This is a genomic window from Mesorhizobium sp. RCAM 06353 (genome assembly GCF_059683585.1).
Map to the genome: position 1 here is coordinate 6,112,258 of NZ_CM185031.1, position 25,116 is coordinate 6,137,373.

Annotated in this window: 25 protein-coding genes and 1 pseudogene; 12 read left to right on the top strand and 14 right to left on the bottom strand. The window is 62.4% G+C overall.

Annotation, left to right across the window (positions count from 1 at the left end; genetic code table 11):
• Window positions 1-138 precede the first annotated feature (138 nt).
• Window positions 139-1,332 carry an acyltransferase family protein gene (locus tag AC56QX_RS29750; RefSeq protein WP_497112087.1) on the top strand — a complete coding sequence of 398 codons (1,194 nt, stop codon included), beginning with the start codon at window positions 139-141 and terminating at the stop codon, window positions 1,330-1,332.
• Window positions 1,333-1,338: 6 nt separating this feature from the next.
• On the opposite strand, the gene AC56QX_RS29755 is transcribed toward AC56QX_RS29750, so the two are convergent.
• Window positions 1,339-2,646, bottom strand: a complete 1,308-nt coding sequence (locus tag AC56QX_RS29755) for an MFS transporter (RefSeq protein WP_497112088.1) — start codon at window positions 2,644-2,646, stop codon at window positions 1,339-1,341.
• Window positions 2,647-2,766: 120 nt separating this feature from the next.
• On the opposite strand from AC56QX_RS29755, the gene AC56QX_RS29760 reads away from it, so the two are divergent.
• On the top strand, window positions 2,767-3,684 hold the full coding sequence (locus tag AC56QX_RS29760) for a LysR substrate-binding domain-containing protein (protein WP_497112089.1): 918 nt from the start codon (window positions 2,767-2,769) through the stop codon (window positions 3,682-3,684).
• Window positions 3,685-3,702: 18 nt separating this feature from the next.
• Here the strand turns inward: AC56QX_RS29760 and der are convergent, their stop codons facing one another.
• Together der and AC56QX_RS29770 are read right to left on the bottom strand one after the other, a co-directional pair.
• A complete protein-coding gene (gene der / locus AC56QX_RS29765) occupies window positions 3,703-5,142 on the bottom strand; it encodes a ribosome biogenesis GTPase Der (RefSeq protein ID WP_497112090.1) in 1,440 nt (479 codons plus the stop codon).
• A gap of 63 nt (window positions 5,143-5,205) precedes the next feature.
• Complete coding sequence (locus AC56QX_RS29770) at window positions 5,206-5,871, bottom strand: tetratricopeptide repeat protein (RefSeq protein ID WP_497112092.1); 666 nt, start codon at window positions 5,869-5,871, stop codon at window positions 5,206-5,208.
• A gap of 239 nt (window positions 5,872-6,110) precedes the next feature.
• Here AC56QX_RS29770 and AC56QX_RS29775 point away from each other — a divergent pair, with 239 nt between their 5' ends.
• A complete protein-coding gene (locus AC56QX_RS29775; protein ID WP_497112093.1) occupies window positions 6,111-7,118 on the top strand; it encodes a polysaccharide deacetylase family protein in 1,008 nt (335 codons plus the stop codon).
• Window positions 7,119-7,148: 30 nt separating this feature from the next.
• Here the strand turns inward: AC56QX_RS29775 and sbmA are convergent.
• The 3 genes and pseudogenes from sbmA to AC56QX_RS29790 form a co-directional block, all read right to left on the bottom strand.
• Window positions 7,149-8,407: pseudogene (gene sbmA, locus AC56QX_RS29780) on the bottom strand (peptide antibiotic transporter SbmA).
• A 113-nt stretch (window positions 8,408-8,520) separates the two neighbouring features.
• Entirely contained in the window at window positions 8,521-9,678 is a 1,158-nt protein-coding gene (locus tag AC56QX_RS29785; RefSeq protein WP_497112094.1) for a YbfB/YjiJ family MFS transporter, read from the bottom strand.
• 116 nt (window positions 9,679-9,794) lie between these two features.
• The gene (locus tag AC56QX_RS29790) at window positions 9,795-10,019 is read right to left on the bottom strand and encodes a hypothetical protein (RefSeq protein ID WP_475451903.1); all 225 of its coding nucleotides are present in this window, start codon (window positions 10,017-10,019) and stop codon (window positions 9,795-9,797) included.
• A gap of 96 nt (window positions 10,020-10,115) precedes the next feature.
• On the opposite strand from AC56QX_RS29790, the gene AC56QX_RS29795 reads away from it, so the two are divergent.
• The 3 genes from AC56QX_RS29795 (at window position 10,116) to AC56QX_RS29805 (ending at window position 12,846) form a co-directional block, all read left to right on the top strand.
• Window positions 10,116-11,030, top strand: a complete 915-nt coding sequence (locus tag AC56QX_RS29795) for a LysR substrate-binding domain-containing protein (RefSeq protein ID WP_497112095.1) — start codon at window positions 10,116-10,118, stop codon at window positions 11,028-11,030.
• A gap of 184 nt (window positions 11,031-11,214) precedes the next feature.
• A complete protein-coding gene (locus AC56QX_RS29800) occupies window positions 11,215-12,471 on the top strand; it encodes an aminopeptidase (protein ID WP_497112096.1) in 1,257 nt (418 codons plus the stop codon).
• An 18-nt stretch (window positions 12,472-12,489) separates the two neighbouring features.
• Window positions 12,490-12,846, top strand: coding sequence for a DUF488 domain-containing protein (locus AC56QX_RS29805; protein WP_497112097.1), 357 nt, complete (start codon window positions 12,490-12,492; stop codon window positions 12,844-12,846).
• Between the two features lie 239 nt (window positions 12,847-13,085).
• Here AC56QX_RS29805 and AC56QX_RS29810 read toward each other — a convergent pair whose 3' ends face one another.
• On the bottom strand, window positions 13,086-13,433 hold the full coding sequence (locus AC56QX_RS29810) for an ArsC family reductase (protein WP_497112098.1): 348 nt from the start codon (window positions 13,431-13,433) through the stop codon (window positions 13,086-13,088).
• A gap of 137 nt (window positions 13,434-13,570) precedes the next feature.
• On the opposite strand from AC56QX_RS29810, the gene AC56QX_RS29815 reads away from it, so the two are divergent.
• Window positions 13,571-13,699, top strand: a complete 129-nt coding sequence (locus AC56QX_RS29815; RefSeq protein ID WP_497112099.1) for a hypothetical protein — start codon at window positions 13,571-13,573, stop codon at window positions 13,697-13,699.
• A gap of 96 nt (window positions 13,700-13,795) precedes the next feature.
• Here AC56QX_RS29815 and AC56QX_RS29820 read toward each other — a convergent pair whose 3' ends face one another.
• From AC56QX_RS29820 to AC56QX_RS29850, 7 genes are all read right to left on the bottom strand, one after another.
• Window positions 13,796-14,149 (bottom strand): SnoaL-like domain-containing protein, encoded by a 354-nt coding sequence (locus AC56QX_RS29820; protein WP_497112100.1) that lies wholly within the window; start codon window positions 14,147-14,149, stop codon window positions 13,796-13,798.
• A 290-nt stretch (window positions 14,150-14,439) separates the two neighbouring features.
• Entirely contained in the window at window positions 14,440-15,525 is a 1,086-nt protein-coding gene (locus AC56QX_RS29825; RefSeq protein ID WP_497112102.1) for an ABC transporter ATP-binding protein, read from the bottom strand.
• Complete coding sequence (locus AC56QX_RS29830) at window positions 15,515-16,123, bottom strand: cupin domain-containing protein (protein ID WP_497112104.1); 609 nt, start codon at window positions 16,121-16,123, stop codon at window positions 15,515-15,517. Before AC56QX_RS29830 ends, AC56QX_RS29825 begins: the two co-directional genes overlap by 11 nt.
• A gap of 259 nt (window positions 16,124-16,382) precedes the next feature.
• Window positions 16,383-17,450, bottom strand: a complete 1,068-nt coding sequence (locus AC56QX_RS29835) for an ABC transporter substrate-binding protein (RefSeq protein WP_497112106.1) — start codon at window positions 17,448-17,450, stop codon at window positions 16,383-16,385.
• Between the two features lie 25 nt (window positions 17,451-17,475).
• Complete coding sequence (locus AC56QX_RS29840; protein WP_497112107.1) at window positions 17,476-18,297, bottom strand: ABC transporter permease; 822 nt, start codon at window positions 18,295-18,297, stop codon at window positions 17,476-17,478.
• Complete coding sequence (locus tag AC56QX_RS29845; protein WP_497112109.1) at window positions 18,294-19,178, bottom strand: ABC transporter permease; 885 nt, start codon at window positions 19,176-19,178, stop codon at window positions 18,294-18,296. The genes AC56QX_RS29840 and AC56QX_RS29845 overlap by 4 nt, the downstream gene beginning before the upstream one ends.
• Before the next feature lie 200 nt (window positions 19,179-19,378).
• Window positions 19,379-20,284: an SMP-30/gluconolactonase/LRE family protein gene (locus tag AC56QX_RS29850; RefSeq protein WP_497112111.1), complete on the bottom strand. Its 906-nt coding sequence runs from the start codon at window positions 20,282-20,284 to the stop codon at window positions 19,379-19,381.
• A 106-nt stretch (window positions 20,285-20,390) separates the two neighbouring features.
• Between AC56QX_RS29850 and AC56QX_RS29855 the strand changes: the two genes are divergently transcribed.
• From AC56QX_RS29855 to AC56QX_RS29875, 5 genes are all read left to right on the top strand, one after another.
• Window positions 20,391-21,113, top strand: a complete 723-nt coding sequence (locus AC56QX_RS29855; RefSeq protein WP_497112113.1) for a FadR/GntR family transcriptional regulator — start codon at window positions 20,391-20,393, stop codon at window positions 21,111-21,113.
• Window positions 21,110-22,312 carry a mandelate racemase/muconate lactonizing enzyme family protein gene (locus AC56QX_RS29860; RefSeq protein ID WP_497112115.1) on the top strand — a complete coding sequence of 401 codons (1,203 nt, stop codon included), beginning with the start codon at window positions 21,110-21,112 and terminating at the stop codon, window positions 22,310-22,312. Before AC56QX_RS29855 ends, AC56QX_RS29860 begins: the two co-directional genes overlap by 4 nt.
• Window positions 22,313-22,337: 25 nt before the next feature.
• Window positions 22,338-23,315: a sugar ABC transporter substrate-binding protein gene (locus tag AC56QX_RS29865; RefSeq protein ID WP_497112116.1), complete on the top strand. Its 978-nt coding sequence runs from the start codon at window positions 22,338-22,340 to the stop codon at window positions 23,313-23,315.
• A 76-nt stretch (window positions 23,316-23,391) separates the two neighbouring features.
• Window positions 23,392-24,369, top strand: coding sequence for an ABC transporter permease (locus AC56QX_RS29870; protein WP_027058271.1), 978 nt, complete (start codon window positions 23,392-23,394; stop codon window positions 24,367-24,369).
• Window positions 24,370-24,372: 3 nt separating this feature from the next.
• Window positions 24,373-25,104, top strand: a complete 732-nt coding sequence (locus tag AC56QX_RS29875; protein WP_497112117.1) for an ATP-binding cassette domain-containing protein — start codon at window positions 24,373-24,375, stop codon at window positions 25,102-25,104.
• The last annotated feature ends 12 nt before the right edge of the window (window positions 25,105-25,116 follow it).

The following is a 25,116-nucleotide window of genomic DNA, read 5'->3' on the forward strand; positions in this document are numbered from 1 at the left end:
GTTTTGCGGCGGTATGGCGACGCAATACCCCCAATCAGCGTTCCTAGAACCGGACTTAACCGGATATCCATATTCCAACCGTCACAATGGAGCTGTTCGAAACAGCGGCCGCGCAAGCCGAGCGACGAGGCAACGGTCGTGGACACTACAACCGCAAACGGCGTGAACTCGATAGAGCCGCCCGGACGCCCCCAGCTTCATAATTTGACGGCCTTGCGGGCTTTTGCGGCCCTGTCGATATTCATCCATCATCTGAAGGTGTTTGGGATCGATGCGTCGCAATCCATCCGGAATATGGATCTCGGCTGCGCCGTCTCGTTTTTCTTCGTCCTGTCGGGATTCGTGTTGTCCTACAGTTTCGCAGGGCGTTTCTTTGATTGGCGCGATGTAAGACACTTTGTCTTCCAGAGATTTTTCAGGCTCTGGCCTGTCCACATGTTGTGTTCTTTTTTTGCCCTGGTGACACTTCATGGACCGGCAAGCCTTCTCACCGCGTATCTAACGGCCACGCTCCAGAGTTCATGGATTCCGACCTACGGCACGGCCTACGCCTACAATGGCGTCTCATGGTCGATATCGGTCGAGTTATTCTTCTACCTTCTCCTGCCGTTCATTCTGATCCTGAGGCCAAACCAGGTCATGCTGGTGATTTGCGGCTGGACCCTTGCGGTCCTCGGCCTGCTTGCGTTCACTGCGGTTTTGCCGGGTCCAGTATTTCCGCCTTCTTCCGAACGACCGTGGCTGGATTTCTACGTTACGGACTCATCGTTCGTTCAACTTTTTCCACCTCTGCGCATGGTGGAATTCCTGTCGGGGATAGCCGTCTATCAATTGTTCAGACTTCGGCGCATCCCGGCCGGCTGGTTGGCGTCCGCTCAAATTGCGGCAATCGCCAGCCTGGTGCTTTATGCTGGCGTGCATGACGAGATCACGCAATTCTTCGCCAATCATGCATCGGTCATGGCGTCTGTCGCGTACCGCGAATACGGGATGTATCCGGTGTTTGCTGCCTTGGTCTATGTCTTTGCGCACCAATCCGGCGTGGCGACGCGCGTTCTATCTTGCCGCCCGTTGATCTTCTGCGGCGAGATCAGTTTCGCATTCTACATGATTCATCAAATCGTCATTTTCAACCTGGCCTACAATTACGAGATCGATAAGCACTACGGTCCAATAGCAGCCACAACTTTGGCCGCGATATTGAGCCTTGGCCTTTCGGTCATCCTGCATCGAACGGCGGAAAAACCTGCCATCGCCTGGGCCAAACGGCGGTTCCCGATGTCCAGGCACGCACCGTCATCCCAGGATATGCCGCTGGCTGCCTTGGTTTGACTTGTCTCAAGCTGATCGGGGTGCGACCGGCCGCAGAAAGATCGGCCACGCGATCAGCGCGCAGATGGCGGCCGACAGCCAGACGCCGGACCATGACCAGAAGTGCAGCAGCCCTGGAATGGCCACCGGCACCAGGAAGAAGCCGACGAAAACGAAGGTGTTGGCAAGACTGAGCGCGGTTCCGACATGGCCGGCGCCGGCAAGCGTGGCAAGTTCGGTATAGGCGACGCCATGCCAGGCGGACACCGAGATACCCGCGACAATCAGCACCAAAGGAAGGACAGCGATCAGGAAGGACTGGCCGCCCGGCATGGCGGGGCTGGCCAGGACCATCAGCCAGAGCACAGCGAAGGCCAGTCCGCTGAGCGCGCTGCATGAGCGCAGAAACTGGCGGCGATTGCCATGGCGGTCGGTGAAGCGGCCGCTCCAGACACGCATGACCATGGCGCCGACCTGCACTGCGGCGAGACTCGCGCTGCTCGCCGCCGTTCCCAGCCCGGCGAAGTCGTGCAGGAACACCGACGCGAAAGTCAGCACCGCCACCTGCGGGAAGCAGAGCAGGCCGATGGCGGTTGCGATGCGCCAGACCTCGATGTTGCGCAGCGGCGCCGGTCCGGCCCCATCAGGCGAAACGACGTGACCCGCCGTCGGCGGTTCGTGCAGCCAACGCCAGGCAAACAGGGCGGAAAGAGCGGAGGCGCCCGCCAGCAGCCCGAACACCGCGGAAAAGCCAAAGGCGAGCGCAAGCGATGGCAGGACGAGCGCGCCGAGGCCGCCGCCGAGCGGCACCGCCGTCTGCCTTATGCTCATGGCAAAGCCGCGCTCGTTTTCCCGGAACCAGCCCATGATGGCGCGACCGCTCGAGCCGTTGACACTGCCGCCGAGCAGTCCCGTAACGAGCAGGCTTGCCGACAGCAGCACGACATCGGGGATGCCTGACCCTGTCGGCACGACGAGCATGGCCATGGCAAGGAGCCATGCGGCCGTCGCGCCAAGCCCGATCAGAAGCACGCGGCGGTCGCCCCAGCGATCGGTGAGCAGGCCCCAGGGCAGCTCGCTGAGCGCAACGCCCAAGCCGAGAAGGCCGAGAGCCAAGCCAAGCTCGGCATTGCTGAGGTGATAGCCCTGACGAAGCACCACCGCCGTTGCCGGTATGCCGGAGAAGGTAGCCGAAAAACTGGCGTTGGCGGCGACGCCGATGCCCAGGACCTTCCAGCGATGGCCGGGGCTGAATACCCTATCGGCAACACCGGCAGCCCTGTCTTTCAGGACTTGTGTTGGCTGTTGGTCGGCACAGTCGACGATGGCGGACATGATCTTATTCCCGTGGTGGTCCGGGGGCCCAGACCTTGACGGCATCTCTCTATCGCCGTAACTTCATCCTTAAAATCAGGAAGTTTTTGACTATCCATCCTGAAAAACAGGACAGTCGCTATGCAACGCGTGACATTCGACCTCGACGTTCTGCGCAGTTTCGTCACCGGCATGGAGCTTGGCAGCTTTGCCAAGGCCGCCGACCGGCTTGGCCGGTCGACCTCGGCGGTCAGCGCGCAATTGAAGAAACTGGAGGAACAGGCGGCGACGCCGATCTTCCGCAAAGCGGGGCGTGGCCTGGCCTTGACGGAGGCGGGTGAGACCATGCTCGGCTATGCGCGCCGGCTGCTCGAGCTGAATGACGAGGCGGCAGCGGCCATCCATGATGTCGAGCTGGAAGGCTGGGTGCGGCTCGGCCTGCAGGAGGATTTCGGCGAGGCTGTATTGCCCGATGTGCTCGGCCGCTTCGCCCGCGCCCACCCGAAGGTCAAGATCGAGGCCAGGATAGCGCGCAGCCACGAGCTTGCCGAAAGGGTGATGTCAGGCAGCCTCGACATCGCGCTCGCCTGGCATAGCGGCCAGACCCTGCCCTACAGCGAGCATGTCGCCGATGTCCCGATGCGCTGGATTGGCCCGGCCAAGCGCATCGAGACCAGCCTGCGCGATGGCGAACCGCTGCCGCTGGTGGCGCTCGAAGCGCCCTGCCTGTTGCGCACTGTGGCGACGGAAACGCTCGACCGCGCCGGGCTGCCCTGGCGCATGGCCTTCTCCAGCCCGAGCCTTGGCGGCATCTGGGCGGCGGTGGCCGCTGGACTTGGGCTGACGATCCGCACCGACATCGGCCTGCCGGCCAGCGTCAGCGCGATGACGCCTGAGATCGCCGGGCTGCCGGCGCTGCCCAAGATGGCGCTCTTCCTGCATCGCCGGGATGCCGAACCCGAACCGGTGGCGGCTCGGCTGGCCGACATATTGCTGGAGGCGGCGCGGCACGCATTGTCGGACAAGGCGCGGACCGTCGGCTTGCGTGCGGTCGCCTGATCGGACGAGCGTCGAGACTCAGTTGCGCTTCTTGGCCCGGCCAGCGAACGGATTGTCGGAGGTGCGCAGCGCGATGCGGATCGGCACGCCCGGTATGTCGAAGGCTTCGCGCAAGCTGTTCGAGAGATAGCGGACGTAGCTTTGCGGCATCGCGTCCGGCCGCGAGCACTGGACAACAAAACCCGGCGGGCGTGTCTTGGCCTGGGTGACGTATTTCACCTTCAGCCGGCGCCCGGCAACGGCGGGCGGCGGATGATGCGCCAGTATGGCTTCGAGCCAGCGGTTGAGCTTGCCAGTGGAGACGCGGCTGTTCCACACCTTGTGGGTCCTCAGCACCGCGTCCATCAGCTTGTCGAGACCGCGTCCGGTCTCGGCCGAGACCGGCACGGCCTGGATGCCGCGCACCTGCGGCAACAGCCGCTCGGTCTTCTCACGCAGTTCCGCCAGAAGCTCCTGCGGATGATCGATCAGGTCCCATTTGTTGAAGGCGATCACCGGCGCCCTGCCCTCGCGGATGATCAGGTCGGCGATCTGCAGATCCTGCTTCTCGAAGGGAATGGTGGCGTCGAGCACGATGACGACGATCTCAGCGAAACGGATGGCGCGCAAGCCATCCTGCACCGACATCACTTCCAGCTTCTCGTGGATCCTGGCCTTGCGGCGCATGCCGGCCGTGTCGAACAGCTTCAGGCGGCGGCCATGCCAGTCCCAGTCGACCGAGATCGAATCGCGGGTGATGCCGGCTTCCGGTCCGGTCAGCAGCCGCTCCTCGCCGATCAGCGCGTTGATCAGCGTCGACTTGCCGGCGTTCGGGCGGCCGACGACGGCGATGCGCATCGGCTTGGTGTCGTCGTAGGTATGCACATCCTCGGCGTCCGGATCGGCGATGTCCTCGCCGATCAGCACCTCGGTGGCGGCGATCTCGTCGTCTTCGCCGTCTTCCTCTTCACCGAAGGCGCGCGCCTCGCCGAGCGCGCCAATGACCGCGTCGCGCAGATCGGGCATGCCCTGGCCATGTTCGGCCGAAACCGGGATCGGCTCGCCCAGCCCAAGCTCCCAGGCCTCCAGCATGCCGCCCTGCGCGCCCTTGGCCTCGGCCTTGTTGGCGACCAGCACGACCGGCTTGCCGGATTTGCGCACGATTTCGGCGAAGGTCCTGTCGTCGGGCAGCAGGCCGGACTTGGCATCGATGGTGAAGAAGATCAGATCGGCTTCGCGGATGGCGATCTCGGTCTGGGCGCGCATGCGGCCCGGCAAGGTCGAGGCACCGGCGTCCTCGAAACCGGCGGTGTCGATGACATCGAAATGCAGATCGTAGAGCTTGGCGGCATGGACACGACGGTCGCGGGTGACGCCAGGCGTGTCGTCGACAAGCGCCAGCTTCCTTCCCACCAGCCGATTGAAAAGGGTCGATTTGCCGACGTTAGGTCTGCCGATGATGGCGACTTTGAAGGTCATACAGTCCTACAATCATGCATGTCGTTTTCCCAAAACCGCTGCACACTTTTGGGCGACGTGCATTTACGAGGCATTGCCCGAGCCGCGGATCAGCTCGGACATCAGCGTTGCCCGCTCGCGGGTGTTGCGCGGGGCACCGTCATCGGCGGCGATCTGGTCGAACAGTTTCAGCGCGTCCTGGGTCTTGCCTTCCTTCCAGGCGGCAAGGCCGAGCGCCTCACGCGCCGTGTGGCGCAGCGTGTTGGTGTCCGATGTCAGCGCCTCGACGCGGCTGGACACATCGGCGAAAGAGCCGTGATCGACGAGCAGGAGCGCTGCCCTCAGCCGCGCCATGTCGCGAATGCCCTGGGGAATGGCGGTGTCGGCGGCGACATCGTCGAAATCCTTGACGGCGGCATCGGCGTCGCCCTTGCTCGCCTTGACGGTGGCGGCACGCATGCGGGCAAGCAGCGGATAGGCGCCGTAGCCATCCTTTTCCAACTGATCGAGCGCGGCCAGCGCATCGTCGTTCTTGCCGTCGTTGGCAAGCTTCAAGGCCTGCGAGAAAGCATCGCCGGAGCGGTTGGCGCGCGTCTCGTCCCAATAGCGGTAGCCGACGAAGGCGGCGGTGCCGAGCACCACCAGGATCGCAATGACAAGCAAGGCCGGGCCGAAACGGTCCCACAGCTTCTGCGCCTGGTCGCGACGCATCTCCTCATTGACTTCACGGATAAAACTGTCGTCGGACATCAATCAAAACCACTTTTGCCCCGGGCCGGGGCGGTTCATGAGCCCGCGTTTTAGCGAAATTTTGTCGGCATGGAAGGGGTTCAAGCGGAAAATCGCCTAATCCCCAGGTGCAAACGGATGTTTGCCCGGGGTCAAGCCGATGTTTGCCCCGGGGCAAACGGACGAAAGGGCCAACCGCACCCACGCCACATTTCGGGGATAGCCGGCTTGCTGACCGCCAGGAGCCTGTAAGTTTGCCGATGCCTTGTTTGTTTCGCGTTGCTGCGTTTTCGCTCGCCTCGCTGGCCACCGCCGGCGTGGCCCTCGCCGATCCGCCCGCGCCGCCAATGCCGGCAAAGCCGAAACAGGTCGTCATCATCTCGTTCGACAGTGCGCGCGACATTTCGCAGTGGAAGCGCAGCCGGGCGCTTGCGCAGCGCACCGGCGCGCATTTCACCTATTTTCTCTCCTGTGTCTTCCTGCTCTCGCCGGAGACACGCAAGGAATACACCGCGCCCGGCAAAACAGCGGGGAAATCGAACATCGGCTTTGCCGCCTCAAAACAGGAAGTCGCCGAGCGGCTCGAGCAGATCGGCCTCGCCGCGCATGAGGGCCACGACATCGCCAGTCACGCCTGCGGCCATTTCGATGGCAAGGATTGGAGCAAGGCCGACTGGCTAACGGAATTCGGCTCGTTCGAGCACATTCTCGAAAACGCCTACGCGATCAACGGCATTGCGCCTGAACCGCAGGGCTGGCGCGATTTCGCCCGGCATGCGGTGGTCGGGTTTCGCGCTCCCTATCTGTCGACCGGCAAGGCGCTTTACGAGGCCTTGCCCGCCGCCGGCTACCAGTTCGACGCAAGCGGCGTCTCCCCAGGCCCTGCCCAGCCGCCGACCGTCGGCGGCATCACACGCTTTTCACTGCCGCAGATTCCGGAAGGACCGAAATCCAGGCCGGTGATCGCCATGGATTACAATCTCTATGTCAGGCATTCCGGCGGCTTCGAACGGCCAAGCAAGGCGGACGAGTTCTCCGACCGGACCTATCAGGCGTTTCGCGCTGCCTTCGACGCGCAGTATCAGGGCAAGCGCATTCCGCTGGAACTCGGCTTCCACTTCGCGCTGATGAATGACGGCGCCTACTGGAACGCGCTGGAGCGCTTTGCCGGCGAGATCTGCGTCAAGGCCGATGTCGAATGCATCAGCTTTCGCGATTACATCTCGCGGCAGGATGGAAGCCAGAAGCAGGCTTCGGTTGGCGGCTGAGCCGCCAACCCGGTTCACATCAAGTTTTTCTCAGGCCGGATCTTCGGCACCCTGCCTTGCCAGATAGCGCTGGTCGATATCGGGCAGCGGCTCGCCTTGCAGCGTCGATTCGAAGGCGCGCAGGCGCTTGTGGACCGACTGCAGCTCGACGATGGTCGACCAGGAGGTGAGCAGAAACTGCAGCGAACCTGTCACCTTGCCGAAGGCGTTCGAGATCTGGTTCAGCGCGCCGAACGTTATCTTGTGCGCCACCAGTGACGGACCCAGGATCAGCAGCGAGAAAATGTTGTCGGCTTGCAGGTAGGTGTACCGGACGACGTTGAAATAGATGTAGTGGAAATAGAGCCTGAAATAGTTGTGACGAACATTCTCGAACAGTTCGGCGGTGGTGGCCGGCTGCGCCCTGTCCGCATGATCCTCGCCATAGACCAGTTCCTTACGGTATGCGGCTTCGACGCGCTGGTTGCGGAACTGCAGCCCCGGAAGTTTCAGGCCGGCAACCATAACCGAGATGGTTCCGAACAGGCACCAGGCAAGCGCTGCAATCACCAGAGGCTGCGGGACTGCGCCGATGATCGGCAATTCACTGATATGGGCCTGCAACTGGATCATGACCGGCAGGAAGGCAATCAGGGTCATGATCGACTGGACGAAGCTGGAGCCTAGATCCTCCATGATCTGCGAGAACCGCATCGTATCTTCCTGGATACGCTGCGAAGCGCCCTCGATATGCCGCAGCCTGCCCCAGTTCTCGATGAAATAGTTGTTCATCGCCGTGCGCCAGCGGAAGATCCAGTGGCTGACGATGAAGGCATTGACCACCTGCACATTCATGCCAACCAGCGCGAGCCATGAGAAGTCAGCCAGTCCGGTGTAGAATTCGCCATTGGTCGATTTTCCGGTCCCCGACATCAGGCCTTGCACATAGTCAAAGAACGGGCCGTACCAGGCGTTGACGGCAACGCTGACCTGCACATTGAAATAGATGAAAAACAGGATGACCGCGGTCATCAGGATCGACCAGCGTTGCCATGGATGCGGTGAGTACCAGCTCCAGAACGCGTAGAAGACGAGCACACAAAACGCGAAGTAGAGATAAAACCAAAGGAACGGCTTCGACACGAGGATGGCGATGCCGATGATGGGCGGCGCGTCGGCCGCCGCCGGTGGCATCCCGAAAACGGCGCCCAGTTGCTCCCCCCGAAAAACCAGAACAGGATTGCCGCAAGGCTCCAGAGGGCGGCCGAAGAGAAAAACAGCTTCGGCTGCGGGAAGAAGGATACGAACACTGTGGCGAATTCCTTGATCGAGGCGCAAATCAGCGGGGTTTGGCGGGCATAAAGTCACACATTAGGGGGAAAGAAAATGCCTGCCCGATGCCTGCGACCAGCAAGACGACAAATCATGGCGATTTTGGCGCGGCCGACCATGTGATGACGCCGGAGACCACCAGCATGGCCGCTGCGACGATCGAAGCCACGAAGAAATTGCCTGACGCCTGCGCCAGAAGGCCGGCAGCGATCGGGCCGATGATCTGGCCAAGGCCGAACGAGGCCGTCATCACCGCAAAGATGCGCCGGGGCGCCTTTGACGCCTGCTGGCGGGCGGCCTGCAGGCCAATCGCGGTGATGGCGATGAAGGTGCCGCCGAGCAGCAGACCGCCAAGCAGTGGCCCCGAATATCCGCCAAGCGCCACGCTGGCGGTGACGCCGATGACTTCGATGAAGCACCCCAACGCATAGGCGGCGTAGAGCCCGATCCGGCCGGCGACCTTCTGCCACAGCCACGTCGAAGGAAAACCCGCAAGGCCGGCGACCATCCACACCATGGCTTCGAAGACGCGGCTGCCGCCGCCTTGGCGGACGATGGCGACCAGGAATGTCGCCGTCACCACATAGCCAAAGCCGAACAGCCCGTAGGCGACGATCATCTTCATCAGCGACCGGTCTTTCGGCAGGGCCGGCTCACGGACGGCTTGGCCGTTGGCGAGCGGGCCTTCGTTCGCCAGCAGCGCCACGACCACGAAGCCACAGGCCGAAATCGCCGCCGACCACAGCCAGCCCGCCGCCCAGCCGGCATGCTCGGTGACCAGCACCGCCATCATCGCCGCGGAGATCGCGATGCCGAGGCCGACACCGCCAAAATGCCAGGCCTGCAGGTCGCCGCGACCGGCGGCATTGATATGGCTGAAAACGATGCTGGCCATGAAAACCATGACGAAGGCACTGGCCAGACCGGCCAGAAAGCGGATGACGAGAAAGGCGACCATGGTGTCGGACAGTCCCATCAAGGCGGCAAGGACGGTGCTGGCGCCAAGACCGCCCAGCATCAGCAGGCGCTCGCGGCCATGCGCCCAGCCGCCCGCCGCCACAAACGCGCCGACGAGGTAGCCGAGATAGTTGGCGGACGCGATCCACCCGGCATTGGCCGGCGACAGGTGCAGTTCTTCCATCATGCCGGGCAGGATCGGAGTGTAGACGAAGCGGCCGATGCCCATGGCGACGGCCATGGCGATCATGCCGGCGACGGTGAAGCGCAGCGCTGTTGAGGCCGATGTCATTGCAGCGCACAATAAATGCAGGGATCGCTGAAACAATCGCCTTTCGTTGGGCCAGTAGGCCTACAGCGTGTCGCGCCAGCTCGAGTTTTCCTTAAGCCGGAGGGTGCAGGATCCGCTCAGCAACGCCCACCGAAACCGGCCTGCCACGAAGTGGTCTCGTGCACCGTCCGCCGCGCCGTCAGCCTGAACGGCACGTCGCCGAGCTCGCGCTCCGACATGGTGTTCAGGACGGGGTGCGAAAGCGGATCGGTGAGCCATGTCTGCGTATCGCTCTGAGAGCGCGGCTCATAGGGCGTGCCCCCAGCGAACAGAACCTTAAGCGATGACAGCATCCTTAACATTTCCGGCTCCACGGGTCTTTCTCCCACCAACAAAGTCTGCCGTTTCGGTGCGTCTTTCAATTGAGATTTCAGACCGAACAGTTTAGAAAATCTCAAATGGCCATGCTCAACCGCGTCCACCTCAACGGCCTTCGCGCCGTCGAAACCGTTGCCCGTCTCGGATCACTCGCTGCGGCCGCCGGCGAGCTCAATGTTTCCGTCAGCGCCGTCAGCCAGCAGATAAGCCGCACCGAAAAGCAGCTCGGCCAGGCGCTGTTCGAGCGCACGGCAAGCGGTCTGGTGCTGACCGAATTCGGCGCCGTCTTCGCGACCCGCCTTGGTGCCGGATTTCGCGAGCTTGCCCAGGCCGTGGCGCTGGCCGACGAGGCGGCGCAATGCACGTTGGTGGTTTCGGTGGCACCGGCCTTCGCCTCGAAATGGCTGCTGCCCAGGCTATCGCGTCACTTCGACCGCCATCCCAATGTGCTGCTGCGCATCGACGCTACGGTGCGGCTCACCAATCTCGACCGCTCCGACGTTGACATCGCCATCCGGCTTGGCGACGGCAAATGGCCAGAAGGGCGAGCGGAATTGCTCCTGGCGCAGGAAGTCTTTCCAGTCTGCTCGCCTGATATCGCCAGGAAACTGCAATCGATCGAGGACCTTGCCCAGATCTGCGCCATCACCGACGAGCGGGCGATGATCAATTGGGAAAGCTGGTTCACGGCGGCCGGTGTTACACCCGTCACCTTCCAGAAAGGCGCGCGCTTCACCGATCCGATGCTGTGCCTGGAATCGGCCATTGCCGGCCATGGCGTGATGCTGGGTTGGCAGTTGCTGACGGCGGATGCGCTGGCCGACGGACGGCTGGTGGCGCCGTTCGGCATCCGCGCCCAGAGCGGGCTCGGCTATTGGCTGGTGACCTCGTCGGCCAAGGCGGAGAGTCGCAAGGTCCGGGACTTCAAGGCCTGGATCAAGGAAGAGATCGCGGCGACGATGGCGCAGTTCGGGTCACTCGAAAGCGCGGCCTAGAGCCTGTTCCATCCCGATGGAATCGGGATGGGGCTCTGTCTTTTTTGGTTGACCATGATCTTTTCCGAAAACCGGTTCCCACTTTTCGGGATCATGGCCTGAACTGGCCCGGCGCAATCGCGGTGGAAAGGATGCCGGCTGCGGTCTATGTAAGACCAGATCAAACATCACGGCAGGCAGGATCATGACCACACATTCGCGCGGCGTTTCCGCAACGATCGACCCGGTGAAGCTCGACAGGCTGGCCGAAGTCGCCATCAAGGTCGGGCTGCAATTGCAGCCCGGACAGGATCTGGTGCTGACCTCGTCGATCGCGGCCCTGCCGCTGACCAGGCGCATCGTCGAGCACGCCTACAAGGCCGGCGCCGGTCTGGTGACGCCGATCTTTAACGATGACGAGATGACGCTGGCGCGCTATCGCTTCGGGGCGGACGCCGGTTTCGACCACGCCGCCGGCTGGCTCTATGAGGGCATGGCGAAGGCTTTCTCCAACAATGCGGCCAGGCTTGCCGTGCGCGGCGAGGATCCATCGCTGTTGTCGGCGCAGGACCCGGCCAAAGTGGCGCGCGCCAACAAGGCGAATTCGATGGCCTACCAGCCGGCGCTGGAAAAGATCACCGGCTTCGACATCAACTGGAACATCGTCGCCTACCCGGATCTCGCCTGGGCCAAGCAGGTATTTCCCGGCTATGCCGATGATGTCGCGGTGGTGAAGCTCGCCGATGCGATCTTCGCGGCGTCGCGGGTCGACGTGGAAGATCCCATCGCAAACTGGACGGCGCACAATGCGGCGCTGCGCAGCCGTACCGAATGGCTGAACGGCCACAATTTCCACGCGCTGCATTTCACCGGACCGGGCACCGACCTGACGGTCGGACTGGCGGATGGGCATGAATGGATGGGCGGCGCCTCGACCGCCAAGAACGGCGTCACCTGCAACCCCAACATCCCGACCGAAGAGGTATTCACCACCCCGCATGCCAGGCGCGTCGAGGGCCATGTCTCCTCGACCAAGCCGCTGTCCTACCAGGGCACGCTGATCGACGAGATTTCGGTGCGGTTCGAGGAAGGCCGGATCGTCGAGGCCAAGGCTTCGAAGGGCGAGGATGTCTTGAAGAAAGTGCTCGACACCGACGAGGGATCGCGTCGTCTCGGCGAAGTGGCGCTGGTGCCGCATTCCTCGCCGATCTCGGCCAGCGGGTTGCTGTTCTTCAACACGCTGTTCGACGAGAACGCCGCCTGCCACATTGCGCTCGGCCAGTGCTATTCGAAATGCTTCGTCAACGGCGCCTCGCTCAGCCAGGACGAGATCGCGACGCGCGGCGGCAACAAGAGCTTTATCCACATCGACTGGATGATCGGCTCGGACAAGATCGACATTGACGGCGTCCACAAGGACGGCCGCAAGGTGCCGGTGATGCGCAAGGGCGAGTGGGCCTGAAGATAGGCGGAGGGTCCGGTGGCCTTCGACATCGCGGTCAAGCGGGTCTACGAACCACCCTCTGCCGAGGATGGACAGCGGGTTCTCGTCGACCGCATCTGGCCTCGCGGCGTCAGCAAGGAGCATGCCGCGCTGGCGCTATGGTTGAAGGAGATCGCGCCGAGCGACGAGCTGCGAAAGTGGTTTGGGCACGAGCCGGCGCGCTGGGCGGCGTTTCAGGACCGGTATGGGGCGGAACTGGACGGCAATGACGAGGCGGTTGCGCAACTGCGCGGCTTGCTTGGTAAAGGTCGGGTGACGTTACTCTACGGCGCCCATGATGAGGTGCATAACAATGCCGTGGCGTTGGCGGAGTATCTACGCAGGACGGGCTGAGAGGCGCTTGCCTCCTGCGCTACCGAAAGCCGCGGCGACGTCCGATCTCCCCTCTTGCGGGGAGATGCCCGGCAGGGCAGAGGGGGGTGCTGTCCCTCCGTCCTAACAACCGCAGCTACAGGCTTGCTAAGAAAGTACGCGTTGGAAAACCGGCCAAAGCCGCGATCCTTCACACCCCCCTCTGGCCTGCCGGCCATCTCCCCGCAAGGGGGAGATCGGCAGCTTCACCGTCTCGCCACCTACTTCACCGCCTGCTCATAAGCCTCCGGCTTGAAACCAACCAGAACCCTGTCACCGACTTCCAGCACCGGCCGCTTGACCATCGTCGGTTTGGCCAGCAACAGCGCCTTGGCCTTCTTCTCGTCGAGGCCCTGCTTGTCTGCATCCGCCAGTTCTCGGAATGTGGTGCTGCCCCTGTTGAGCAGCTTTTCCCAGCCGACCTTGCCTACCCAGCCATCCAGCCGCTTCGCGTCGAGCCCCTCCGCACGAAAATCGTGGAAACGATAGGGCACATCATGGCTCTCCAGCCAGACGCGCGCCTTCTTGACCGTGTCGCAGGTGGTGATGCCGTAGATCGTAATCGTCAAAGCGTGCTTCCCTTGGGCTGACAGTCGAATCCGTCCCACAGCCTAAAACCGCCCTTCCCGCTTTGCCAGCGCCCAGGCTCGCAACTGGGGAATTTCCGGGCTTGCTGCCGGGTTACCGGCCGTCAGAAGAGCACCTCATGGCAAGGGCACGCGCTACACCGCACGGCCATCCATTGCGACGCGGCGACAGCCCTGAAGAAATAGACTTCTTCGATGGCTGGGGCACGGTGGCCGACCAGCTTGCAGAGTATGTGAAGACGATTTGAGCGTCATATGGCGGCCGGGGATTGCCCGGCCGCCATGCTTGTTTCTCGATCTTGTAGCGAAGATAGCAAGCTCCGAAGACGGAGCCATTTCCGGCCTCAGTAGTAAAAACGCTCTTCGGTGATCTTGCCGTTCTTGACCGTGTATAGGCCGACCTCATCCATGGTGACACGCTCGCCGGTGGCCTTGGGCGTTACGTCAAACTTGAAGCGGCCTGCGAACTGGTCGCCATTGACATAGGGCCCCTCGACCGAGCCGCCGTGGACTTCGTGGTTCTCTTGCCACCATTGGCCCTTTTGCTTCAGAGCCTCCTTGCCATGGGCCACGGCCATTGGCCCTTCCATGGCTTCGTAGCTGACGATATCGTCGGCGTTGTATTTCTCGCCAGCACCGGCGTGATCACCCTGCTGGAGCAGCTTGGTGAAATCCTTGGCAATGTCCGCGATGGTCATTTGTGTTTCCTCCTGTTCAGACGCACTCGAAGTAGGGAACAGCTTGCCGGTCCGCCACCTTTGCCCGCACGACAGCTGACAACGTGTGTCAGGACGATCGATATAGCGCGGCATTGTGACGACGATTTCTCACATGCCGGCCAGGGAATCGTCCTGGCCGGTCAATTGCCAACGCCCACGAATGGATCAATCGATCGTTCTCGGATTTTGGGAACACGCGCTTGAGCGGAAATGAAGCGGGACTGGTGTCTTCCGCACCAGCGATGCTGCGGTTTTCTGGGAAGGGCAGCCTATGCGGAGAGCATAGGGCAGTTGGCGCCGCGGCGCAGGCTGATATGCGCCACGTCGCCGACGCTGAATTGAAAACCCTCGGCCTGGCGCGGGGCATCGATCACCACAGGCATGCCTTGCCCCAGTTCCGCGTGTAGGCGCAGCGTGCGGCCGTGAAAGACAATGCTGTTGACGCGCGCCGGCGCGGTGCCGGGCGTGGCCTCGGTCGCCGCCAGCAAGTCCTCCGGGCGCACGCCGATGGTGCGCATCTCGCCTTCGCCAGGTGACTGGCCGGTTTCAGAAACGGCCTCGAGCGGCAAGGTGCCGGCGGTGAAGCGCAGGCGATCGCCGTCGCGGCCGACAAAGCGCGATTGCAGGAGATTCATGGTGCCGATGAAGCTGGCAACGAACTTCGTGGCGGGCCGGTCATAGAGCGTCGCCGGCGGCGCGATCTGCTCGATGCGGCCCTTGTTCATGACAACGATGCGGTCGGAGATCGACAGCGCTTCGGTCTGGTCGTGGGTGACCATGACGAAGGTGGTGCCAAGCCGCGACTGCAGCCGCTTCAACTCGACCTGCATCTGTTCGCGCAGATGCGCGTCCAGCGCCGACAGCGGCTCGTCGAGCAGCAGCACGCGCGGCTCGCAGACGATGGCGCGCGCGAGCGCGACACGCTGGCGCTGGCCGCCCGACAGTTCCAAGACGCGGGCGCCAAGCTTGTCGGCGAGACCGACCATGTCGAGGGCTTCGCGGACGCGCTTTGCCTGCTCGGCGCCAGACAATTTGCGCAGCGACAGGCCGAAGCCGACATTTTCGGCGACGTTCATGTGCGGAAACAGCGCGTAGTCCTGGAACACGGTGTTGACCGGCCGGTCGAAGGGTCGAAGGGCCGTGATGTCGCGGCCGTCGAGCAAAACCTTGCCGCTTGACGGGCTTTCGAAGCCGGCGATGACGCGCAGGCTGGTGGTCTTGCCGCAGCCGGACGGTCCGAGCAGCGTGATGAACTCGCCGCTGATAATGTCGAGATCGACGGCGTCGAGCCCGACGATGCCGCCGGGAAAAATCTTCGAGACCGCCTGCAGCCGGACGAGTGGATCAGGCGCCATCGCGAACCTCGGAGGGTTTCGTGGTGTTGACCCAAAGGATCTGGCACTGCTCGACGCCGGGATTGCGGAAGGCGTGCAGAAGCGTGCTCTTGAAGGCAAAGCTGTCGCCGGTCTTCAGCCCGTATTTTGTCGAATCCACCACCAGTTCGACCTCGCCCGACAGCACGTAGCCGAATTCATGGCCGGCATGGGCATAGGCTTCCGCCGTGCCGCCACCGGCTTCCACCGTCACCAGCATGCCGGTCAGCGTCGCGCCCGGCGGCGACAGCAGCGCCTTGGCGATGCCTTCGGATTTTACGGGAATGGCGCGCCGCTTGTCGGCACGCACGCAATAGAGATCGTTGACGGCATCGTTGCCATCGGCGATCAGCGCCGATGGCTCGATGTCCAGCGCGGCGGCGAGCGGCCAGATCACCTTGACGCGCAGCGAGGACATGCCGCGCTCGATCTGGCTCAACGCGCCGATCGATACGCCGGCTTTTGCCGCAAGATCAGCCAGCGACAGGCGGCGCTCCAGCCGCAGCGCCCGCACGCGTCGACCGACGCGAACGTCGGCATCGTCCTTGGGTTTCTCGGCGGCTTCGTCAAGAACATCCATACATCGGTCCTCGTTTGCTTCTGCCTTCTCCCTTGTGGGGTGAGAAGCGGTCTGCGTAGTGGACGAAAAGCCAACTGCTTGGCTTTTCGAGCTTCGAACGCCCTGAGCCTGCGAAGGGCCGGGTGGTGGCCGATCCACCTGCCGGGTCCCCGCTGCTTCGCAGCGTCCCGGCGTTCGCCGGCCTTTCATCGTGCCACCGGCACGATGAATTCGCTGACGCGAACCGGCTGCTCACCCCACAAGGGGAGAAGGGGGAGCCTCAGCCTCCCGCCTTCACCTTCTCGAACATCTTCGCCACATCGTCATTTTGCTTCATCGGTCCGGTGAAGATGGTGGTCTTCAGCATCACTTCCGGATCGGACGGTAGTTGCAGCTTCTCAAGTTCCTCCTTCGCCACGCCGGCGAAGGCGGTCGAGAGCGAGCTGCCATAGCCGTAGGACTGGATCAGGAATTTGCCTGAATCGGCATCCAGCCGGCTGTTCATGAAGTCGTAGGCGAGATCGACATTCTTGGCGTCCTTCAGCATGACGAAGCCGCAGGCCCAGGTCAGCATGCCTTCCTTGGGCTTCATGAACTCGACCGGCACGCCTTGCTTCTTCAGCGAGGTGGCCGACGCGTTCCAGGTCATCGCGGCGACCAGTTGGCCGCTGGCCAGCGCCTGCTCGACCGAGGTCATGTCGGTGGTGTAGCTCGACAGCAGCGGGCGCTGTTCGCGCAGCTTTGCCGCGACCTTGTCCATCTGCTCGGGTGTCATGTCGAACGGATTAACGCCGGCGAGAAGTGCGGCAACGATGGGCGTGTCATGCACGGCGTCGATGGTTGCCATGCGGCCGGCATATTGCTTGTCCCACAGAAGGTTCCAGCTCGCCTCGGGGTTCTTCACGAGGTCGGTGCGGTAGAGGATCGAGGTGTTGCCCCAGTCCCACGGCACCATCCAGACCTTGCCGTCACCGGCCTGCAAATCGGGCAGGTTCTTGAACACCGGGAAGATCGAATCCCAGTTCTTGATGCGCTTGGTGTCGATCGGCTGCAGCAGGCCTTCCTTGTTCCAGCGCGCCACCTTGTCGTAGCAGGGATGGGCGATGTCGGGGCGGAAGCCGGCCTTGACCTTGGTGAAGGCATCATCGTCGTCACCGAAGATCGAGGCCTCGACACCGTCGGGGTGTGCGACCAGGAAGCTCTTGTTGAAGTCGGGCAGTTCGTAGCCCGACCAGGTGAAATATTGCAGCTTTTCGGCGGCCAGCGCCACGGTCGACGACAGTGCGAGTGCCAGTGCGGCGAGGCCGGTGCGGGCCTTGTGTCCGGTTATCAATTTCAGAAATGCCATTTTCGTTCTCCTCTCATTGTTGTGGTCAGGCTGGATTGCGGCGCGCGGCGCCGAGCCCGCGATGACGCAGGAGTTCGGCTGTACCGGCGATGATGAAGGACACGGCCAGGATCACCGTCCCGAGCGCCATCACGGTCGGCAGCGAGCGGGGGAAGCGCAGCTGGCTCCAGATGTAGAGCGGCAGGGTCGGCTCGGTGCCGGCGAGGAAGAAGACGACGATGAATTCATCGAAGGAGATCAGGAAGGCGAGCATGAAGGCCGACAGCACGGCGGGCAGGCTGAGCGGCAGCATGACGCGCCGGAACGTCGTCCAGTCGGAGGCGCCGAGGTCGAGTGCCGCCTCGCGGACCGTCCTGGGGATGGCGGCAAAACGGCTGCGCATGATCACCACCGTGGTTGGCAGCGCCACCAGTATGTGGCCCAGCACGATGGCGACACGCGATGGTCCAAGGCCGATGAGGTTGACCAGGATCAGCAGCGATATGCCGACAATGACGCCGGGAATGAGGATCGGCAGCCGGGCGATGGCGCTGATGGTGGCGGCCAATGGCGAGCGGCCATAGAGGTCCATATAGGACACGGTGATGCCGCACAGCGTGGCACCGGAGGCGGCCAATGCCCCGATGACGAGACTGTTGGCGAGCGCGCCCGACAGCGCCGGATTGCCATAGAGCGTCGCATACCATTGCAGCGTGAAACCCTGCAGCGGAAACGCCGCCTGGATGGAGTCGTTGAAGGAAAACAGCGGGATCAGCAGGACCGGCAGATAGAGAAACACCAGATAGGCAAGCACGTAGAGGCCGAGCCAGCGGCCGTCCGGTTTCGTGCTGGCGCGTTCCGCCTTCATGTGCGGCTGCCAAATCTGCGGTCGGCGCCGCGCGCGACCAGCACCACGACGAGGATGACCAGCATGACGCAAACCGAAAGGGCCGCGCCGAACGGCCAGTCATTGGCCTTGCCGAACTGCGACTGGATCAGCGAGCCGATCATGGTGCTGGCCGGGCCGCCGACCATGGCCGGGGTGACATAGTCGCCGACCGTCGGCACGAAGACGACGAGAGCCGCCGCCAGCACGCCTGGCATCGAGTTCGGCAGCACGACGCGACGGAACGCGGTGAACGGTCGCGCGCCAAGATCGGAAGCGGCCTCGAGCAGCGATTTCGGGATGGTGTCCAGCGCCACATAGATCGGCAGGATGGCGAAAGGCGCGTAGGCATGCGCGAGCGTGACGACCACCGCCGCCGGTGTGTTCAGGAAAGCCAATGTCGGCTGGGACCAGATGCCGCTTTCGATCAGCGCCGAGTTCAAGACGCCGTTGTAGGCGAGCACGATTTTCCAGGCGAAGACGCGCAGGAGATAGCTGGTCCAGAACGGCAACGTCACCAGGAACAACAGCAGGCTACGCCGCCGCCCGGCGTGGAAGGCAAGATAATAGGCGACGGGATAGGCGGTGACGACGGTCGCCAGCGTCACCAGGCCGGCAATGACCAGCGAGCGCAGCGTCACCGTCCAGTAGAGCGGATCGGTGACCACGGTGGCGAAGTTTTCGACGGTCAGCCCAACGCCGAGCAGCGAGCCGTCATTGCCGCGGAAGGCGAGGAACAGCACCAGGCCAAGCGAAAACAGGATGAGCAGGAAAGTGACCAGCGCCCCCGGCAACAGCATGGCGAACCGGAAGCCGGACGAAGACCGGGCCTCAGGCGCTTGCGTTGCAACTAGGGTCGACATCGACCTGCTCACCGGGATTTTGAAATTGGCTAAGACTTTTTCATATTCATGAAACTGTCAAGCGGAATCCGGCTTTCATGAATTGTTGCCGTCAGCGCTCCGGCGACCGCCGGAACGCTTGGGGCCTTGCCCGGAATGGTCGAAAAAGCCGTAGCTGACCTCGTAAGCCTGCCGTTCTCAGCCGCGTCAACTGGGTTATCTTATCCGAACCGATTGGTCGGTGTGCCTCGAACGCCTGCGCGCACTGCGAACAACCCGCCCTCCTGCGGGTTCGCCTGCAGATGTCTCTCGCTCATGGCAAACCGCGCCGAGGTGACGAAGAGGATGTCGAAATTCTCACCACCGAAAGCACAGCTCGTCGGCCAGCTGCAGGGCAGTTCCACCACCTTGTCCAGAACCCCGTCAGGTGAAATACGGACCAGGCAGCCGCCCCCTGCGACGCGACAATTCCAGACATAGCCCTCTGCATCCATGCACGACCCGTCCGGCAAACCGCGTGGAAAGCCCGAGAAGAAAAGACGCCTGCCGGTTAGTCGCGATTGCACCCTGTCCCAGCGATAGCGGAAAATCTGGTTCTTCGTCGTGTCTGCGGTGATGAAGGCATCATCCGCCGTCCAGACCATCGTGTTGGTGATGCCGAAGCGATCGGCACTGAGCGCCTCGACAATGCCGGCAGTGTCGAGGCGATAAATCCGCCCCGCATCTCGCGAGATGTCGCGTGGAAGATCGTCGGGGCCGATATTGTTTTCCATGGTGCCGACCCAGAATGAGCCGTCCGGGGCGACCACACCCTCATTCAACCGTGTGTCAGGGCTGTCCGGTTCGATCGTCGCGATCGTCCTGAAGTTTTCTCCGAAATCCCACAGCGCCACGTCCTTTCGCAGCCCGACGATTGCGCCACCGTCCCTTCGCAAGCCAATTGAGGTTGCTAAGTCCGGTGTCTGCCAGCTCTCGTGATCGAGAGTGGCCGGATCGAGCCGGTGGATGCGTCGCCCGATGATATCCACCCAGATCAGTGTCTTCCTGCGCTCGTCCCAAACCAGGCTCTCACCGACAATATCCTGGGCATCAAACACGAAGCCCGGCTGTTTTTCTTCGCTATCCACCACCCTTTTCCCTTCCCGACTGTCGCGCGGTCAACCGCTATTGACAGACAAGATTTCACAAAGATATACACATTTCAAGAAAACATGTCATACAGGTTTTGGGCAAATGGTGAGCGACTGCAGCATGGGACCTGACGAGACAAATCCCGGTTTGGTGAGTGCCGCCATTCAGGCCATCACCCAACACATCCGCGTTGAAGGCCTTGGCCCTGGCGATCTCTTGCCCAGTGAAGCCGACATGACCCGCAAGCTCAGCGTCTCGCGGACAGTGGTGCGGGAGGCGTTTCGATCGCTGTCGGCGATGCGCCTGATCGACATGAGCGCCGGCCGTCGCGCCAGCGTCGCCAAGCTCGACATTGGCGCCATGTCGATGGTGATCGAGCATGGCGTCACCACCGAACAGATCAGCATCCAGCAGGTTTACGATGTGCGCCGTACCATCGAAATGCGCACGGTGGCGCTCGCCGCACTCCGGCGGACCGACGCCGAGGCGGCTGAAATCCAAAAATGCGCGCGGCTGATGCGAGAGAACCATCAGGCGCCCGAGATCGTCATGGAGCACGACATCGCATTCCATGAAGCGATCGCGCGAGCCTCTCACAACCCGGTGTTTTCGTTGATCATCACCGCCTTCAGCGGCGTCACGCGACGCACCTGGGTGATCGGCTGGCGCACACGCTCTTCCGAGGAAGCACAGGTCAAGATGATCGACGGTCACGGAGATATTGCTCAGGCGATCCTCGCGGGCAACCCGCAACTTGCCGCCGAACATATGGCCGCGCATTTCGACAAGAGCGTGAAGGCACTGATCGACGCGGGGATCGCATGAAAATCCGCTCGCTTGAGACCATTCGCATCGAAGAGCGGCCCAATCTGCTCTGGATCGAGGTGCATACCGACGAGGGCATCACCGGCCTTGGCGAAACGTTCTTCCTGGCCCGCACGGTCGAGGAATATGTCCATGAATATGTCGCGCCCCGCGTCATCGGCCGCGATCCACTGCAGATCGATCTGCTTTCCGCGGATCTGGTTGGCTATCTCGGTTTCCGCTCCAGCGGGGTCGAAGTCCGCGGCAATTCCGCCTTCGACATCGCGCTCTGGGATATTTTCGGCAAGGCTCTGAACCAGCCGATCGCGCAGCTTCTGGGGGGCTTTTCGCGGCAGTCCATCCGCACCTACAACACTTGCGCCGGCACCGAATACATCAAGGACGGCAAGGGACAGACCACCGCGAATTATGGTCTCGGCACAAGGCAAGGCTATGACGACCTGAATGGGTTCCTCCACCGCGCCGACGAATTGGCGGCGGAGCTGCTCGAGGACGGCATCACGGCCATGAAGATCTGGCCTTTCGACCATGCCGCCGAGAAAAGCCGGGGGCAAGACATTAGCGCCACCGACCTCAAAGCCGCGCTGCAACCCTTCGAGAAGATCCGCAAAGCTGTCGGCGACAAGATCGACATCATGGTCGAATTCCACTCCATGTGGCAGCTCCTGCCGGCGATCAAGATCGCCAAAGCGCTCGGACCTTATGGCACATACTGGCATGAGGATCCCATCCGCATGGACAGCCTCGCCGACCTCAAGCGCTATGAGGCCGCAAGCCCGGCGCCGATCTCGGCGTCGGAAACCTTGGGCAGTCGCTGGGCATTCCGCGACCTTCTGGAGACCGGTGCCGCTGGCATCGTCATGCTGGATATTTCCTGGTGCGGCGGGCTTTCTGAAGCGCGCAAGATCGCCGCGATGGCGGAGGCCTGGCACCTTCCGGTCGCCCCGCACGACTGCACCGGGCCGGTGGTTCTGGCGGCGTCCACACATTTGTCCCTCAACGCACCCAACGCGCTCGTACAGGAGAGCGTGCGGGCATTCTACCGGACCTGGTACCGCGACCTCGTGACGGCGCTACCGGAAGTCAAGGACGGCATGATCACCGTGCCGCCCGGCCCCGGGCTCGGGCTGGAGCTCAATCCCGACCTCGGTCGGGCCTACACCGTCCATCGCCGTGTCTCCGACAAGACGGACATCTGAAGAACACTCAACGGGAGGAATAGTAATGAAACGACTGACTGCAACGCTTTTGCTCGCGACGACGCTGCTCGCCGGGCCTTCCATCGCCAGCGCCGACGGGCTCAACATAGTCTTCACACACCATTCGTCGGCCTCGAACACTTTCTGGCAAGCGGTGAAGAAGGGCTTTGACGATGCCTGCGGCAAGGTCGAGGCCAAGTGCAACATGATCTTCACCCAGACCGAAGGTTCGGTCGAGCAGCAACTCGCCAACATGCGCGCCGCCCTTGCCGCCAAGCCGGATGCCCTGCTGACCTCGATCGTCGACAACAAGGCGTTCGACGACGTCATCAAGGAAGCGCGAGATGCCGGTGTGTTGGTGATTGCCGTCAATGTCGATGACACCGAAGGCGCCAAGGGCAATGCACGGCAGGCCTTCATAGGGCAAGGGTTCAAGCCGGCGGGCTATTCGCTGGGCAAGGCAATTTCGGAGAGCTTCCCGAAAGAAGGGCCGATCAAGGTTCTGGTCGGCATTTCGGCACCAGGCCAGAACTGGTCGGAAAGTCGCGGCGCGGGTGTGATGCAGTTCCTTGAGGAGTACAAGGCGGCCCATCCCGATCGCCAGGTCTCCTGGGAGCGGATCGACAGCGGAACGGATCTCGCGATCACCTCCGACCGTGTCGGCGCCTATCTCAACGCGCATCCCGACACCACAGCCTATTTCGACACCGGCTTCTGGTGCGCCGGCGTTGCGCGGTCGCTGCAGGATCGTGGTGTCGCGCCCGGCAAGGTCCTGCTTGGCGGCTTCGATCTGGTGCCGGAAGTTCTGCAACAAATGCAGAAGGGCTACGTCCAGGCCCTCGTCGACCAGCAGCCCTACATGCAGGGCTTCATGCCGGTGATGGAAGCCTATCTGAACAAGAAGGTCGGCCTGGCACCCTCCGACATCGATACGGGCCAGGGCATCGTACGCCCGGACCAGGCCGACGCGATCATGACGCTTTCAGCGCAAGGCCTGCGCTAGACCCACGCGCCCTGTGTTCGCCCGGCGGTGTTCACACCGCCGGGCAGTCCCTTGCCTCGAATTCCTGGAGCCTGCCTTGAAACGCCTCTTCAAGACTTATCTGGAAAAGCCGGAACTGGCGGGACTGATCCTGCTGGCGCTTCTGGTGGTGATTTTCGAGATCCGCTCGGATGGCGTGTTCCTCAATCAGGACAACCTTCGTGGCATACTCGGCATTCTGCCTGAGACGGGCCTCGTCGCCATCGGCGTCACAATCCTGATGATCAGCGGCGAGTTCGACCTGTCGGTTGGATCGGTGTTCGCGCTGATGCCGATGTGCATGGCCGTCCTCATGGTCGAGGGGGTCCCTTTCCCCCTCGCCTTGCTGGCCGGGCTTGTCGTTTGCGCAGTGATCGGATTCATCAACGGCTATGTGACGATCTGGTTCGAGATCCCGAGCTTCATCACCACGCTCGGCATGCTTTTCATCGCCCGGTCACTGACGATCGTCGTCTCGGGTGGGTTTCCGCCCTTGCTTCCCGTCGATCTGCCGAACTGGCTGTTCACCTCGTTTGTCGGTCCCGGCCATATGTTCCGCATGTCGTTCGTGTGGTTTGTCGGAATTGCCGTGCTGACATCGCTGATGCTTTCCCGAACCAATTTCGGCAACTGGATAAAGGCCACCGGTGGCTTCCATCCCGCTGCCGCCTCGATGGGCATCCCGACCGCAAGGGTGAAGCTCGCATGCTTCATGCTTTGCTCGATGCTGTCCGGTTTCGCCGGCATGTTGCAAGTGCTGAGGCTGGGCTCCCCTTTGCCTTCCATCGGCGAGGGCCTGGAACTCCAGGCGGTCGCCTCGGCGGTCATCGGCGGTGCTTCACTCGCAGGCGGCATCGGTACGGTCGCTGGCGGCATCATCGGCACGATCCTCATCCGCATCATCGACAACGGGCTAGTGCTCTCCCACGTTGACGCGAACTGGTTCAAATTCGCGATCGGCTTCCTGACTATATTCGCCGTCGTCGCCAATGCCTGGATGCGCAAGCGCGCCAAGGCGATCAAGATGGAGGGCTGAGCCATGGAAGACGCAATCATCTCCGTCCGCAATCTTCACAAATGGTATTCCGGCGTCCATGCGCTGAAGGGCGTGAGCCTCGATCTGAAGCGGGGCGAGGCGCTCGGGCTGGTCGGCGACAATGGTGCCGGCAAATCGACGCTCATCAATATCCTGTCCGGCGTCCATACCGCCGATGAGGGCGAGATCCTGGTCGACGGCAAGCCGGTGCGCATCGCCAGGCCGCGCGACGCAATGAACCTCGGCATCGAGACCATCTACCAGTACAATTCGATGGTTCCCACCATGTCGATTGCCAGGAATCTGTTTATCGGCCGCGAGCCGACGCGGTTTTCCGTATTCGGCGTCGGCATCCTGGATCAGCAGAAAATGGCTAGCGAGAGCATCAAGGCCATTGCCGATGTCGACCTGCATCTGCGGTCGCCCGACGCATTGGTCGGCGAACTGTCAGGCGGCCAGCGGCAGGGCGTCGCGATCGCGCGCGCCATGCATTTCAAGTCCAAGGTGATGATCCTCGACGAGCCGACCAATCACCTTTCGGTCAAGGAGACCAGCAAGGTTATCGGCTTTGTACGTGGACTGAAGGCACAAGGGGTGACTGGCATTTTCATCAGCCACAACATGCATCACGTTTTTGACTGCTGTGATCGCGTGGTCGCGATGGCGCGCGGCGAGGTCGTGCTCGACAAGCGCATCGAGGAAACCTCCATCGATGAAGTCCACAGCGTGCTTTAGAGGCGGGGAATA